Annotated in this window: 10 protein-coding genes; 2 read left to right on the top strand and 8 right to left on the bottom strand. The window is 65.0% G+C overall.

The window, feature by feature from the left end:
• The first annotated feature begins 32 nt into the window (after positions 1 to 32).
• The gene (locus FHS92_RS14700) at positions 33 to 1,790 is read left to right on the top strand and encodes a methyl-accepting chemotaxis protein (RefSeq protein WP_184081476.1); all 1,758 of its coding nucleotides are present in this window, start codon (positions 33 to 35) and stop codon (positions 1,788 to 1,790) included.
• Between the two features lie 32 nt (positions 1,791 to 1,822).
• Here the strand turns inward: FHS92_RS14700 and ispZ are convergent, their stop codons facing one another.
• From ispZ to gyrB, 5 genes are read right to left on the bottom strand one after another with little or no spacing between them, the layout of a single operon-like run.
• Positions 1,823 to 2,452 (bottom strand): septation protein IspZ, encoded by a 630-nt coding sequence (ispZ, locus tag FHS92_RS14695; RefSeq protein ID WP_184081475.1) that lies wholly within the window; start codon positions 2,450 to 2,452, stop codon positions 1,823 to 1,825.
• Positions 2,445 to 3,371 (bottom strand): signal recognition particle-docking protein FtsY, encoded by a 927-nt coding sequence (ftsY, locus tag FHS92_RS14690; RefSeq protein ID WP_184081474.1) that lies wholly within the window; start codon positions 3,369 to 3,371, stop codon positions 2,445 to 2,447. Before ftsY ends, ispZ begins: the two co-directional genes overlap by 8 nt.
• A complete protein-coding gene (gene mtaB / locus FHS92_RS14685) occupies positions 3,368 to 4,642 on the bottom strand; it encodes a tRNA (N(6)-L-threonylcarbamoyladenosine(37)-C(2))-methylthiotransferase MtaB (RefSeq protein ID WP_184081473.1) in 1,275 nt (424 codons plus the stop codon). Before mtaB ends, ftsY begins: the two co-directional genes overlap by 4 nt.
• Positions 4,642 to 5,445, bottom strand: coding sequence for a diaminopimelate epimerase (gene dapF / locus FHS92_RS14680; protein ID WP_184081523.1), 804 nt, complete (start codon positions 5,443 to 5,445; stop codon positions 4,642 to 4,644). Before dapF ends, mtaB begins: the two co-directional genes overlap by 1 nt.
• 46 nt (positions 5,446 to 5,491) lie before the next feature.
• On the bottom strand, positions 5,492 to 8,002 hold the full coding sequence (gene gyrB / locus FHS92_RS14675; protein WP_184081472.1) for a DNA topoisomerase (ATP-hydrolyzing) subunit B: 2,511 nt from the start codon (positions 8,000 to 8,002) through the stop codon (positions 5,492 to 5,494).
• An 81-nt stretch (positions 8,003 to 8,083) separates the two neighbouring features.
• Between gyrB and FHS92_RS14670 the strand changes: the two genes are divergently transcribed.
• On the top strand, positions 8,084 to 9,061 hold the full coding sequence (locus FHS92_RS14670; RefSeq protein ID WP_184081471.1) for a hypothetical protein: 978 nt from the start codon (positions 8,084 to 8,086) through the stop codon (positions 9,059 to 9,061).
• A gap of 169 nt (positions 9,062 to 9,230) precedes the next feature.
• Here FHS92_RS14670 and purH read toward each other — a convergent pair whose 3' ends face one another.
• The 3 genes from purH to rpe are packed head-to-tail and all read right to left on the bottom strand — an operon-like array spanning position 9,231 to position 13,265.
• The gene (gene purH / locus FHS92_RS14665) at positions 9,231 to 10,823 is read right to left on the bottom strand and encodes a bifunctional phosphoribosylaminoimidazolecarboxamide formyltransferase/IMP cyclohydrolase (protein ID WP_184081470.1); all 1,593 of its coding nucleotides are present in this window, start codon (positions 10,821 to 10,823) and stop codon (positions 9,231 to 9,233) included.
• 28 nt (positions 10,824 to 10,851) lie between these two features.
• Complete coding sequence (locus tag FHS92_RS14660) at positions 10,852 to 12,606, bottom strand: heparinase II/III family protein (RefSeq protein ID WP_184081469.1); 1,755 nt, start codon at positions 12,604 to 12,606, stop codon at positions 10,852 to 10,854.
• A complete protein-coding gene (gene rpe / locus FHS92_RS14655; RefSeq protein WP_184081468.1) occupies positions 12,603 to 13,265 on the bottom strand; it encodes a ribulose-phosphate 3-epimerase in 663 nt (220 codons plus the stop codon). The genes FHS92_RS14660 and rpe overlap by 4 nt, the downstream gene beginning before the upstream one ends.
• Positions 13,266 to 13,298 lie beyond the last annotated feature (33 nt).

The raw sequence follows: 13,298 nt of genomic DNA, 5'->3' as shown, positions 1-13,298 counted from the left end.
TCCGCGCCGGCAACCATAAAGACGGGTGAGGCATGACGAGACGGGAAGGGTTGGCCCGCAACGCAATGATGATCAGCCTGGCGCTGCTGATTCTGGTCGTTGCCTGCGGTGGGATCGGGATCGGGGCGGCATTCCTGCAGCGCAGCGCCATGCGGCAGCAGACGGAGGTCGGCCTGCTGATGCGACGGCACATGATGGCGGACATGATGCACGACGCGGTCCGGAGCGACGCGCTCGCGATCGTTCTCGCGTCGTCCAACCCCGCCTCTGCGGTTTCACTGGCGGATGCGCGGAAAGACCTGAACGAACATCTCCAGACCCTGCGATCCAGCATCGCGGCGGAGCGGATCTATGACGGGTCCCGAGCGGTGACCCGCGCGAGTACCGCGATCGCCACCCCACTTGCCCATTACGCCACAGCGGCGCAGGACATTGCCGACATCGCGGCGCGTGATCCGCAACAGGCCTTTGCGCATTTGCCGGCGTTCTTCGAACAGTTTCGCGCGCTCGAAGTGAGCATGGAGGATGTCTCGGTCACGATCGAACGGCACGCCGCCGACGTCGAGCACCATGCGCGCTGGCTTGCCCGCACTGCGATTATCCTCGTGATCGGCGGTCTGGCTGCCGCGACGGGTGGCGTTCTGTTCGTCATGCGCATGGTCCGCCTTCGCCTCATCCATCCGCTGGTCGATCTGACTGCGGCCACCGCCGCGATGGCCGTCGGCGACCTTCATGTCGCGATGCCCTGCACCGACCGGGCGGACGAGTTGGGCACGCTCGCCACCACAGTGGCAACATTCCAGCAGAGCCTGCTCGACGCACAGCGGGAGCGGGAAGAGCAGGCGCGCATGATCGTCGACAGCATCGGCAGTGCGCTGGGCGACCTCGCCAAAGGCGATCTCACCGCCCATATCGATGCGGACCTTGCCGGGATCTTCGTATCGCTGCGCACCGATTTCAACAGCGCGATCGCATCCCTGCGGTCCTTGCTCGGTGCGATCCTGGGCAGCTCTGGTGTCATCCTCAGCGGCGCGCAGGAAATCACCCAGGCATCCGATGATCTGGCCCGTCGGACGGAGAACAACGCCGCTCATCTGGAGGAGACGTCCGCCACGCTATCGGGCGTCGACATGCGTATCCGCTCCGCCGCCGAAGCAGCGGCCAACACTGCCGACCTGACCAACCGCGCCAGCGAGGCCACGCAGGAAGGGCACGCCCTCGCCGCCGAAGCGGTCGAGGCGATGGGTCGCGTATCGGACAGCGCCAAGGGCATCGACGCGGTAATCGACGGGCTGGACCGCATCGCCTTCCAGACCCGGATCCTCGCCATGAACGCCGCGGTCGAGGCCGGGCGCGCAGGGGAAGCCGGACGCGGCTTCGCGGTCGTCGCGGACATGGTGTCGTCTCTCGCCCTGCGCGCGGAAGAGGAAGCGCAGCAGGCACGCGATCAGCTGACCGTGACGCAGACCGAGGTCGCGACCGCCGTGCACGCGGTAGAGCAGGTCGGCACCGCCCTCACCACCATCAACGAACAGGTCGATGAAGTCCGCACCCTCGTGGTTTCGATGGCGGAGGACAATCAGGCGCAGTCCGAAGCGATCAGCCAGATCGCGACGGCCGTCGGCACGCTCGATACCTCGACGCAACAGAATGCCGCCATGGTCGAACAGGCTTCGGCCGCCGCCCGGACTTTATGCAACGAAGCCAATGCGCTCGCCGACCGGGCCAGCCAGTTCCGGACGCAGAAGGAAGAGAAAGCAGGACGGAGAACAATCGCGCTGGCGGCTTGAGCACGAGTTCCGGGCTGTTCTAAGGGGTGATGCTAGCCCTGCGGCGGTTCGATCCGGCCGACGTCCTCGCTGTCCGTCCGCTCCCCCAGATTGAGGCCATGGCGCATCAGCATCGGGATATTGGATGCCGCGAACAGGAAGGACACGATCGTTACCCCCCACACCTTGAGCGAGAGCCACTGGTCGAAGCTCATCGACCGCCGCATCAGTTCATTGGCGACCGCCATGGCGACGAAGAAGATGGCCCAGTTGCGCGACAGCTTGCGCCACCCCTCGTCGCTCAAGCCGTCATAGGCGGCCTGAAGGAGATATTTGAGCAGCGGCTTGCCCCGCGCCAGACCCGCGAACAGGATCAGCGCGAAAAAGGAATAGATGATCGTGGGCTTGATCTGGATGAAGCGCTGATCGTGAAAATAGATGGTGAGCGAGCCGAAAAACAGGACCAGCACGGCCGACAGCCACAGCATCGGCGAAACCTTGCCCAGCTTCACTTTCGACACGATCACCGCCACCGCGATCGCCACCATGAACGCGCCTGTGCCGACGATCACGCCTGCGAATTTATAGCCGAGGAAGAACACCAGCAACGGCCCGAAATCGAGCGCAAGGCTGATGTTCCCATGTCCCTTGGACGGTGCGGCGGGCTTTGTTTGATCAGGCATAGGCTGTTCCTGCAATGGCGCGCGCCATGTCGGCCGGATCGAAGGGGCGCAGGTCGTCGATCTTCTCGCCCACACCGATCGCATGGATCGGCAGGCCGAATTTCTCCGCCGCCGCGACCAGCATACCGCCGCGCGCCGACCCGTCGAGCTTCGTCATGACGAGGCCGGTCACCTGCGCCACCTGGGTGAATACCTCGATCTGACTGAGCGCGTTCTGCCCCGTGGTCGCGTCGAGCACCAGCACCACATCATGCGGTGACGCCGGGTCGAGCCGCCCGAGCACCCGGCGGATCTTCGCGAGTTCATCCATCAGTTCGGTGCGGTTTTGCAAGCGTCCGGCGGTATCGACGATCAGGATATCGATACCCTTCTCCGTCGCCTGCTTCACCGCCTCGAACGCGAGACCGGCAGCATCCCCGCCTTCCTTGCCCGCGACGATCGGAACGCCCAGCCGCTCGGCCCAAATCGTGAGCTGCCCGATGGCGGCGGCGCGGAACGTATCGCCCGCCGCCAGCATGACGCTGCGTCCCTGCTCCTGAAAGCGTTTGGCAAGCTTGGCGATGGTGGTCGTCTTGCCCGATCCGTTGACGCCGATAACGAGGATGACGTGCGGGCGTGCCGCCTTGAACTGCAGAGGCTTGGCCACCGGGGTCAGGACCTTCTCGACCTCGTCGGCGATGACACCGCGCAGATATTCCTCGGTCAGTTCCTTGTTGAACCGCCCCTCGGCCAGCCGGTCGCGCACCCGCATGGCCATGGCCGGGCCGAGATCCGAAACGATCAGCGCCTCCTCGATCTCGTCCAGCGTCTGCGCATCCAGCGCGGCCTTGCCGAACAGCCCGGTGAGGTTGTCGCCCAGTTTTTCCGATGTACGCTTCAGCCCGCCGAACAGGCGGTCGCGCCAGCTTTTTTCGCTCATGCCGTCTCTTGCGCGATCAGCGCGCCATTCTCAACCCCGGCGATGGCCACGCGCATGATTTTGCCGCGCTCATGCGGGCGGGCGAGGCGGACGGGCGCGAAGTTTTCGGCATGGCCCATCAGCCCCTTGCCTTCCACGAGTACCGATTGTTCCGTTCCCACCAGGCTGCCAAGCCATATGTTCCGCCGTTCCGCACAGGCGGCACGGAGACGCGCGGCGCGATCCTTGATCGTCGCCGGATCGACCTGCGGCATCCGCGCGGCCGGAGTACCGGAGCGCGGAGAATAGGGAAAGATATGGCCGTGGACGATCTGGCAGTCCGCGACCAGCGCCAGCGAACGGGCGAACATCGCCTCTGTCTCGGTCGGGAAACCAGCAATGATGTCCGCCCCGATACTGATGGCTGGACGCGCGGCAAGCAACCGATCCACCACACGCACAGCCTCCGCCCGGCTATGGCGGCGCTTCATGCGCTTAAGGATCATGTCGTCGCCCGACTGGAGCGAAAGATGCAGGTGCGGCATTACCCGTGCCTCCTGCGTGATAAGCGCGAACAGCCGGTCGTCGATCTCCACGCTGTCGAGCGAGGACAGGCGCAGGCGCGGCAGGGACGGAACATGGGTCAATATCCGCTCGACCAGCTGGCCAAGGCTCGGGCTGCCGGGCAGATCGGGGCCATAGCTCGTTACGTCGACGCCGGTGAGGACCACTTCCCGATAACCCTCGTCCACCAATGCGGCGATCCGCTCGATCACCGCCCCGGCGGGGACCGACCGACTGTTCCCCCGGCCATAGGGGATGATGCAGAAGGTGCAGCGATGATCGCATCCGTTCTGCACCTCGACAAAGGCGCGGGCATGATCGGCGAAGCCTGACACAAGATGCGGCGCCGTGTCGCGCACCGCCATGATGTCGGACACGCGGACGCGTTCGGTCCCATCCCTCGTCCCGTTCGTATCGAGCGGCGGTGGTGGCACGAACGAAGCCGCGTCCATCTTCTCCCGGTTGCCGATAACGCGGTCGACTTCCGGCATGGCGGCGAACATGGCGGGGTCGGTCTGCGCCGCACAGCCCGTGACGACGATCCGCGCATCGGGCCGCTCGCGCCGCGCACGGCGGATCGCCTGCCGCGCCTGCCGCACGGCTTCGCCCGTCACCGCACAGCTGTTGATGATGACGAGATCGTCCTGACCGGCGGCGAGCTGCCGCATCGTCTCGCTCTCGGCAATGTTGAGACGGCAACCAAAGGTCAGGATGTCCGGGCCGTCCATCACAGTCGGTCGAGATCGATCTCACCGTCGAACACATGGGTCGCCGGGCCGGTCATCCGGATATGTCCGCCCGGCGCCCAATCGATGGCAAGATCGCCCCCCGGTAATGTGACGGTCACTGGCCCACGCATCAGTCCGCGCCGGATCGCGGCAACGGCGGTCGCGCAGGCGCCCGTGCCGCACGCCCGGGTAAGGCCCGCGCCACGTTCCCATACGATCAGACGGAGATGGCGATCCCCGACCTGCTGCGCGAAATTCACGTTGACGCGCGCCGGAAAGAGCGGATCGACCTCGATCAGCGCGCCGAGCCGGGCCGTATCGACCGCGTCGAGATCGTCCACGAAGAAGATGACATGCGGATTGCCGACGTTGACGGCGGCGGGCGCGGGCAGATCTTCCCACCCGACAGGCATCGTCAACGTGTCCATGGCGTAGGCCAGGGGGATCGCTTCCCACTCGAAACGCGGCGTGCCCATGTCCACGCTCGCACCGTCATCGGTCAGCCGCGCGTCGAGGAGACCCGCCGCCGTTTCGATCCGCGCGTTACGACCGAGAAACAGCGGGATGCACCGCGTGGCGTTGCCGCACGCCTCGACCTCGGATCCGTCGGCGTTGAAAATGCGCATCTTTACGTCCGCGACTGCCGACGGCTCGATCAGGATAAGCTGGTCACAGCCCACGCCCGCATGCCGGTCGGCGATCGCCTGCGCACGTGCCGCCGATATCGCCACCGCCGCCTCGCGCGCGTCGATGACGACAAAGTCGTTGCCCAGGCCATGCATCTTGGAAAAGCGCGTCATGATGCGCTGCGATGTAGGGCGCAGACAGGCGAAAGTCTATAAGCCGGGATCAAACGTCCAGATTGGCGACGTTCAGGGCATTATCCTGAATGAAGTCACGGCGCGGCTCGACCACATCACCCATAAGGCGCGTGAAGATCTCGTCCGCGACATCCGCTTGTGCAATTTCGACACGCAGCATCGAGCGGTTGTTCGGATCGAGCGTGGTTTCCCACAACTGCTCCGCGTTCATCTCGCCCAGCCCTTTGTACCGCTGGATCGACAGGCCCTTGCGCCCGGCGGCAAGGATGCCATCCAGCAATTCGCTCGGCCGCGACACGAAGGTCGTACCGCGCGTGGCGGTCGGCGCGGCGGGCAGATCGTCGCCCTCTTCCGCTTCTTCCGATGCCACGGCGGCCTTCAAAGTGACGAGGCGGCTTCCCCCGTGATAGCTGTCCGACTGTTCGGCCGCGAGCCCATGGAGCTTGCGCGCTTCCGCGCTGCCCAGAAACGCCCCCTCGATCACCATATGGTCGGTCACGCCGCGCCACACGCGCTGGAAGTGATAGCCACCCTCTTCCGCCAGCGCCCCGGTCCACGCGCCCTCGGCATCGTGCGTGTCCATCCATTTCACGGCATCGGCAAGCCGCAGCTTGCGATCCGCGTCATTCAGCTCGACATCAAGAGCACCCGCCAGCGCCAGCGCCTCGATGATCCGGCTGTCATAGCGGCGTGGCACATAGCGCATGACGGCACGCAGGCGGCGCGCATGGTCGATGAGCATCCGCAAATCGTCCCCGCGACGCGTGCCCTGGTTGGTTTCCAGCGCCATAGTATCAACGCCGTTGTCGACCAGATATTGTTCCAGCGCGGCCTCATCCTTGAGGTACACTTCGCTGCGGCCACGGCTCGCCTTGTAGAGCGGCGGCTGAGCAATGTAGAGATGGCCGTTCTCGATAATCTGCGGCATCTGGCGATAGAAGAACGTCAGCAACAGCGTGCGGATATGCGCGCCATCGACGTCGGCGTCGGTCATGATGACGATCTTGTGATAGCGCAGCTTCTCGATGGTGAAATCGTCGCGGATGCCGGTGCCCATCGCCTGAATGAGCGTGCCGATTTCCTTGGACCCCAACATCCGGTCGAAGCGCGCGCGCTCGACGTTGAGGATCTTGCCCTTGAGCGGCAAAATCGCCTGATAATGGCGGTCGCGCCCCTGCTTGGCAGAGCCACCCGCCGAATCGCCCTCGACCAGAAACAGTTCGGACTTCGCCGGATCGCGCTCCTGGCAATCGGCGAGCTTGCCGGGAAGCGAAGCGATGTCCATCACGCCCTTGCGCCGGGTCAGTTCCCGTGCGCGCTTGGCCGCTTCGCGGGCGGCAGCGGCATCGATCACCTTCTGGATGATCATGCGGCCGTGCGCCGGGTTTTCCTCCAGCCATTCCGCCATCTTGTCGGCCATCAGGCTTTCCAGCGGCTGGCGGACTTCGGATGACACGAGCTTGTCCTTCGTCTGGCTGCTGAACTTGGGATCGGGCAGCTTCACCGACACGATCGCCGTCAGCCCCTCACGCATGTCGTCGCCGGTGAGGGACACCTTTTCCTTCTTCAGCATGCCGGATTTCTCGGCATAGTTATTGAGCGTGCGCGTCAGCGCCGCGCGAAACGCCGCCAGATGCGTGCCGCCGTCCCGCTGCGGAATGTTATTCGTGAAGCACAGGACATTTTCGTAATAGCTGTCGTTCCATTCGAGCGCGACCTCGATGCCGATGCTGTCGCGCTGGCCACGAATGGCGATCGGCGCGGGCATCAAGGGCGTCTTGGTGCGGTCGAGCCAGGACACGAAGGCGCCAATGCCGCCTTCGTAAAACAGTTCGATTTCCTTCTTTTCTTCGTGCCGCGCATCGACGAGGAACAGCCGCACGCCGGAATTGAGAAACGCCAGCTCGCGGTAGCGGTGCTCCAGTTTCTCGAAATCAAATTCCGTGATCTTGAAGGTCGCAGGGCTGGGCAGGAAAGTGACGCGCGTGCCCTTCTTGCCCTCCGGCGCGGGGCCGACCACTTTCAGCGGCGCGACCGCATCGCCAAAGGCAAAGCGCATATAATGCTCCTGCCCGTCCCGCCAGATGGTGAGGTCGAGAAATTCCGAGAGCGCGTTGACCACCGAAACGCCCACGCCGTGCAGGCCGCCCGACACTTTATAGGCGTTGTCGTCCGACGTGTTCTCGAACTTCCCGCCCGCGTGAAGCTGGGTCATGATGACCTCTGCCGCCGACACCCCTTCCTCGGCATGAATGCCGGTCGGGATACCCCGTCCGTTGTCCTCGACCGAAACCGAGCCATCGGCGTTGAGCGTAATCGTGATGCGATCGCAATGCCCGGCGAGTGCCTCGTCGATGGCGTTGTCGCTGACTTCGAACACCATGTGGTGCAGGCCGGACCCGTCGTCCGTATCACCAATATACATGCCGGGGCGTTTGCGAACGGCATCCAGTCCTTTCAGGACCTTGATGCTGTCGGCACCATATTCGTTGGCGTTGGGGATGTTTTCGGGGATGGCGTCGTCTGGTGTATCGTTCATCCCGGCCTTATAGAGAGCGATGAACCGAAACGGAAGGAAAACATATGGGAACGCGCTCGCGGGCAAGGGGTTGATGTCGCGATGATCTCCATGTCCCCGACCTACTCGTCCGTCCTTCGGCAGGGCATCCTGAGCACCGCAGCACTCGCCTTTGCGGGGCTCACGCTGTCCGGATGCGAGGATCGCACCGCAGGCAATGGCGCGACCGCCCTTCCCGGCAATGACACGGTGATTGTCGAAGACAATGATACTGTTAGGAACGCCGCACCGCCTGCCAGCGGCACGGCGCTGCCAGCGCTCATCCCGCCCGCGCCCGGCGAAGTCGGCGGACTGCCGGATGACCGCGAGCCACTGGACGAAAGTCCCATAGATCCCCAGAGCGTTCGCGGCGCGGGAAGCGTCGTGGAACGCTATGCCATGGCGCTGGAACAGGGACGCTTTGCGGACGCCTATCGCCTGTGGCGGGGCAATGGGGCATCCAGCGGCATGAACGCGGCGGACTTCGCCCGAAGCTGGGGGCAACATAGCCAGCTGCGTGTCCTGATCGGCCGTCCGGAAACCGGGGGAACGCAGACGGCCGTCGTCCCCGTGCAGGTCTATGGGCGCATGAAGGCAACCGCAAAGCCATTCAACCGGATCGGCCGCCTTGTTCTCGCCCGCAACCCGGAACGCTACAAGCCGGGGTCCACCACTTCCCCCTGGCTCATCGCAACGAGCGAACTGGCGGAGCGCGGCGTGGTCCGAGAGGAGGGCTCCGCCGCGCCCCTGGCATCGGCCGCCGTCATACCCTCTGCCTTCCGTGGCCGCTGGGCCCGCAATGCCAATGCCTGTTCAGCGCCCGCCGATACCGGCGAACTGGTCGTGACAGGATCGGAGCTGCGCTTCTACGAAAGCAGCGGACGGGTTACCAAGGTCACGCCGGACGGTGCGCGTGCTGTCCGCGTCAGCGCGCTCTATTCCGGCGAGGGCCAGGACTGGGCGGCCGAGCGTCGACTGGAAGTGAGCGCCGACGGTCGGTCCCTGATGGCCGACGACATGACGCGGGTACGGTGCGGCTGAACATCCAGCCGTTAGTCGTATCTACTTCCCCGTTCGCCCTGAGTAGGGGCTGAGTTTATCGAAGTCCCGTATCGAAGGGTCGGTACTTCGATACGCCATTTCGACACGCTCAATGGCTACTCAGCACGAACGGACGAGGTTAACGGCTCGATGCTCTGGATTTCGCCGATCAATGCCGGAAGTGCCGCATCCCGGTGAACACCATTGCCAGCCCGGCTTCGTCCGCTGCGGCGATCACATCGTCGTCGCGGATCGACCCGCCCGGCTGGATAACGGCGGTCGCGCCCGCTTCCACCGCCGCCAGCAAACCGTCCGCGAAGGGGAAGAATGCGTCCGATGCCACGGCGCTTCCCACGGTCCGCGGTTGCGCCCAGTTATAGGTTTCCGCCGCCTCACGCGCCTTTACCGCCGCGATGCGGGAAGAATCGCGCCGGTTCATCTGGCCCGCGCCGATCCCCGCCGTCACGCCGTCCTTCGCATAGACGATCGCGTTCGATTTCACATGCTTGGCGACCGTCCAGGCAAACAGGCAGTCCTTCAGTTCCTGCTCGGTCGGCGCGCGCTTGGTCACGACTTTCAGCATGCCGGGCGTGACATGGCCGTGGTCGCGGTCCTGTACCAGCACACCGCCCGCGATGATCTTCGTCTGCAACCCGCGCCGGTAGGGATCGGGCAAACCGTCCGAGAGCAGCAGGAGGCGCAGGTTCTTCTTCTTCGCGAACACGGCCCTGGCGGCATCGTCCGCACCGGGCGCAACCACAACTTCGGTGAAGATACCGCTGATCGCTTCGGCGGTCGGGCCATCGAGCGGGCGATTGACCGCGATAATACCGCCAAACGCAGACACGCTGTCGCAGGCGAGCGCGGCTTCATAGGCCTCCACCAGCGTTTCACCGGTGGCAACACCACAGGGGTTGGCGTGCTTGACGATGACGACGGTCGGCGGCCCGTCGCGGAACTCCGCGAGCAGTTCGAGCGCGGCGTCGGCGTCGTTGTAGTTGTTGTAGGACAGCTCCTTGCCCTGCACCTGTTCCGCCTGCCCGATGCCCGAAGTCGCGGGGCCGAGCGGCAGATACAGCGCCGCGTCCTGATGCGGGTTTTCGCCATAGCGCAGCGTCCCGGCAAGGCGCGATCCCATCACGCGGGTCGCCGGGAATTTCTCGCCCTGATCGACCGCCGCGAACCATTGCGAGATCATGCTGTCATAGGCGGCCGTCGCGGCATAGGCCTTGGCGCACAGCATCCGGCGGAAATCGTAGCTGGTGGCCCCGCCCTTCTCGTCCATCTCCGCGATCAGACGGGTATAGTCGGCCGGATCGGTGACAATCGCCACGCTTTCATGGTTTTTCGCGGCAGAGCGAACCATCGAGGGGCCGCCGATATCGATATTCTCGATAATCTCTTCCCGCGTACCGCCGCGCGCCACGGTCTGCGCGAACGGGTAGAGGTTGACGACGACCAGATCGATCGGCGCGATCGCGTGCTCCTCCATCGATGCGCGATGCTCGGCATTGCTGCGTACCGCGAGCAGGCCACCATGGACCTTCGGGTGCAGGGTCTTGACCCGCCCGTCCATCATCTCGGGAAAGCCGGTCAGATCGGAAATATCGGCGACATCCAGCCCCGCGTCGCGCAATGCCTTGGCCGTGCCGCCGGTCGAGACCAGTTCCACCCCGTGCCGCGCCAGCGCCTGCCCCAGTTCCACAAGGCCGCTCTTGTCGGACACCGAGAGCAGCGCCCGCCCGATCTTCACTTCGCTCATCATTCGCTTTCTGTTCGTGTGTTGCCGGTTATCCGACACGTTTGAGCAGCCACCCCAGGCTGCTCCCCCCGGTTTCGGCCGTTGCGCTCACCACCAATTGGTGGGTCGGGTGGGGCCGACCGTCGCCATCCACCCACAGACTTTCCTCGATCGTCAGTTGCCCCGCACCACAGCGGAACTGCCACAGCGCGCCCATGTCGATACGCAGCAACGCGCCCTGCCCGTCGGCGGTCATCGATGCCTCGACCAGCGGAGCAAGATGGAAGCGCAGCGCGTAGGGCGCAGGCGCAGGCCGCTTGCGCCGCTCTGAGGGCAGCAGCATGTCCTCGCCGCGAATATCCTTGCCGTCGCTGCTCACCAGCAGCAGGCGGCGGTGGATGAAGCCCAGCCGCCGGACATAGCCGTCATGGCTCAGTTCGAGGCGACTACCGTTCTGCAATTCCTGCCGGTGCAGTTCCACTTCCGTCACGCCACGCCCCAGCGTGCCGTCGGGCAGGATCGCGGTCGAATTGCTGTCGGCGAGCACCAGCGTGCTGTGCGCCGCCGTGGTGCGCAGGCCATGCGCCAGTTGCTGCGGGATCAACACCCCGGCGAGCGCCGCACCCCCGCAATTAACGATCAGCCGCTCCGGCCCGTCGCTCACCTCGATCGCGCCGGTGGACGCGCAGCCCGCCTCGGCAAGACGCGCGACCGGCGGCGGGGCTGCATCAATCTGGACCACGGTGCTACCCGCGCTGATCCGCTGATAACCCCAGTCGCGCGCCTGCCGCAGCGGCCGTGTGCGGATCCCGGTAGCGGCGACGACCGACTCGACGAGAGCAGGATCGACAGCGCCCCCACCCTGCCAGCTCCCGAGACCGCCATCACCGTGCATCAGGCCCAACAGCGCAGGGACCGTGCGGCCCATCGCCTCGGTCAGGAAGCTCGGCACATCCTCGCGCATCACGTCGTACACGGCGCGCACCATCGCCATGAGCGCGATGCCTTCGGTCTGCGACAACGGCGAGCGGGAAATGGTGCCCCCATCGGTGTAGAACGCGCCCTCGATCGCACGACGCAACCCGGCTTCGCCAAACGCGCGGCGCGGCCCGCCACCGGGCAGCAGCAGCCCCGCCGCGACCAGCCCACCCCAGGCCACGAGTCGCGGAATGCCGATCGGCGCCTTGTCCGCGCTGCGATCCAGATGCCGGGCGGTGCGTGCGATGCAATTCAGCACCAACGAGCGATAGACGAGATCCCCGCTCGACAGGATCAGCGGCGCGTGGCTCGACCAGAACAGCAGCCGCCAGCCGGCATTGTCCGCGCGCCACGCCGGTTCACTCGGCCGGTCGGCATGGGCGGCCAGCCATTTGCGCATGATCTTTTCGGCGATCGGCGCGCCCTGTTCGCGGTTGGCGGCGATGGACAGATCCCGCAGCCAGGAAAAGCTGTGCAGATAATCGCCAAAAGCCAGGGACGGCATCGGTCCGGCGAAATCGACGTCATCGATCGCCTGCTTCTGCCCGCGAAACAGGAAATGGCCGGTCCGCATGGCGTGCCCGGCGCGCGCGTCGCCCAGGATCGCGTCCTTGGGAACGGCCAGCAGCTTGAGCGGATATTTGCCCTTCAGCCGCATCGTGTGCAGCGGGGTGCGCCAGGTCAGGCGGTGGAACTGAACCGCGAGTCGTTCCGCCAGTGACGATCCCTTGTCCGGCGACAGGCGGATCAGCCGCTTGCCATCCTCTACTCCATCGGCAGGAGCGGGCGGTGCCTTTTGGGGCGGGAACGTCGGCTGGTCGTTCATCCGCCGCGCAGTCCCTTTATGTTGGCGGCATAAGCATCCGGCCCACCGCGGAAGGTCGCCGTGCCCGCCACCAGCACATCCGCACCGGCGGCGATCACACGCGGCGCGGTGTTGGCATCGACCCCGCCATCCACCTGAAGGTGGATTGGCTTACCGAGCTTGTCGATTGACTTGCGGATGGCCTCAATCTTGCGGAGCTGGCTTTCGATGAAGCTCTGCCCGCCGAATCCAGGATTGACGCTCATGACCAGCACGAGGTCGATCTCCTCCAGCACATAATCGAGCATTTTCGCCGGAGTCGAGGGGTTGAGCGACACGCCAGCCCTCTTGCCCAAGGCTTTGATCCGCTGGATCGTACGGTGAAGATGCGGTCCCGCTTCCTGATGCACGGTGATGATGTCGGACCCCGCCTCCGCGAACGCGTCGAGCATCGGATCGACCGGCGTGATCATCAGGTGAACGTCCATCACCTTCGTCGTATGCGGGCGCAGCGCCTTCACAACCATCGGCCCAATGGTGATATTCGGCACGAAATGCCCGTCCATCACGTCCACATGCACCCAGTCCGCACCGGCGGCGTCAATGGCGCGCACCTCTTCCCCCAGACGGGCGAAATCGGCGGAAAGGATCGACGGGGCGATGAGGATAGGGCGGTCCATGGCGTTTCGCCTTAGCCAGTGGGGGTGCGCCGC

This window comes from Sphingobium subterraneum, assembly GCF_014199435.1.
Classification (GTDB): domain Bacteria; phylum Pseudomonadota; class Alphaproteobacteria; order Sphingomonadales; family Sphingomonadaceae; genus Sphingobium; species Sphingobium subterraneum.
This window is presented reverse-complemented; position numbering and strand designations above follow the sequence as displayed.

Bases quoted from the DNA above. Each gene is read 5' to 3' on its own strand.
- gyrB (WP_184081472.1), bottom strand. From the start codon at position 8,002: ATGAACGATACACCAGACGACGCCATCCCCGAAAACATCCCCAACGCC.
- rpe (WP_184081468.1), bottom strand. From the start codon at position 13,265: ATGGACCGCCCTATCCTCATCGCCCCGTCGATCCTTTCCGCCGATTTC.
- FHS92_RS14670 (WP_184081471.1), top strand. From the start codon at position 8,084: ATGATCTCCATGTCCCCGACCTACTCGTCCGTCCTTCGGCAGGGCATC.
- ftsY (WP_184081474.1), bottom strand. From the start codon at position 3,371: ATGAGCGAAAAAAGCTGGCGCGACCGCCTGTTCGGCGGGCTGAAGCGT.
- FHS92_RS14660 (WP_184081469.1), bottom strand. From the start codon at position 12,606: ATGAACGACCAGCCGACGTTCCCGCCCCAAAAGGCACCGCCCGCTCCT.
- purH (WP_184081470.1), bottom strand. From the start codon at position 10,823: ATGAGCGAAGTGAAGATCGGGCGGGCGCTGCTCTCGGTGTCCGACAAG.
- FHS92_RS14700 (WP_184081476.1), top strand. From the start codon at position 33: ATGACGAGACGGGAAGGGTTGGCCCGCAACGCAATGATGATCAGCCTG.
- ispZ (WP_184081475.1), bottom strand. From the start codon at position 2,452: ATGCCTGATCAAACAAAGCCCGCCGCACCGTCCAAGGGACATGGGAAC.
- mtaB (WP_184081473.1), bottom strand. From the start codon at position 4,642: ATGGACGGCCCGGACATCCTGACCTTTGGTTGCCGTCTCAACATTGCC.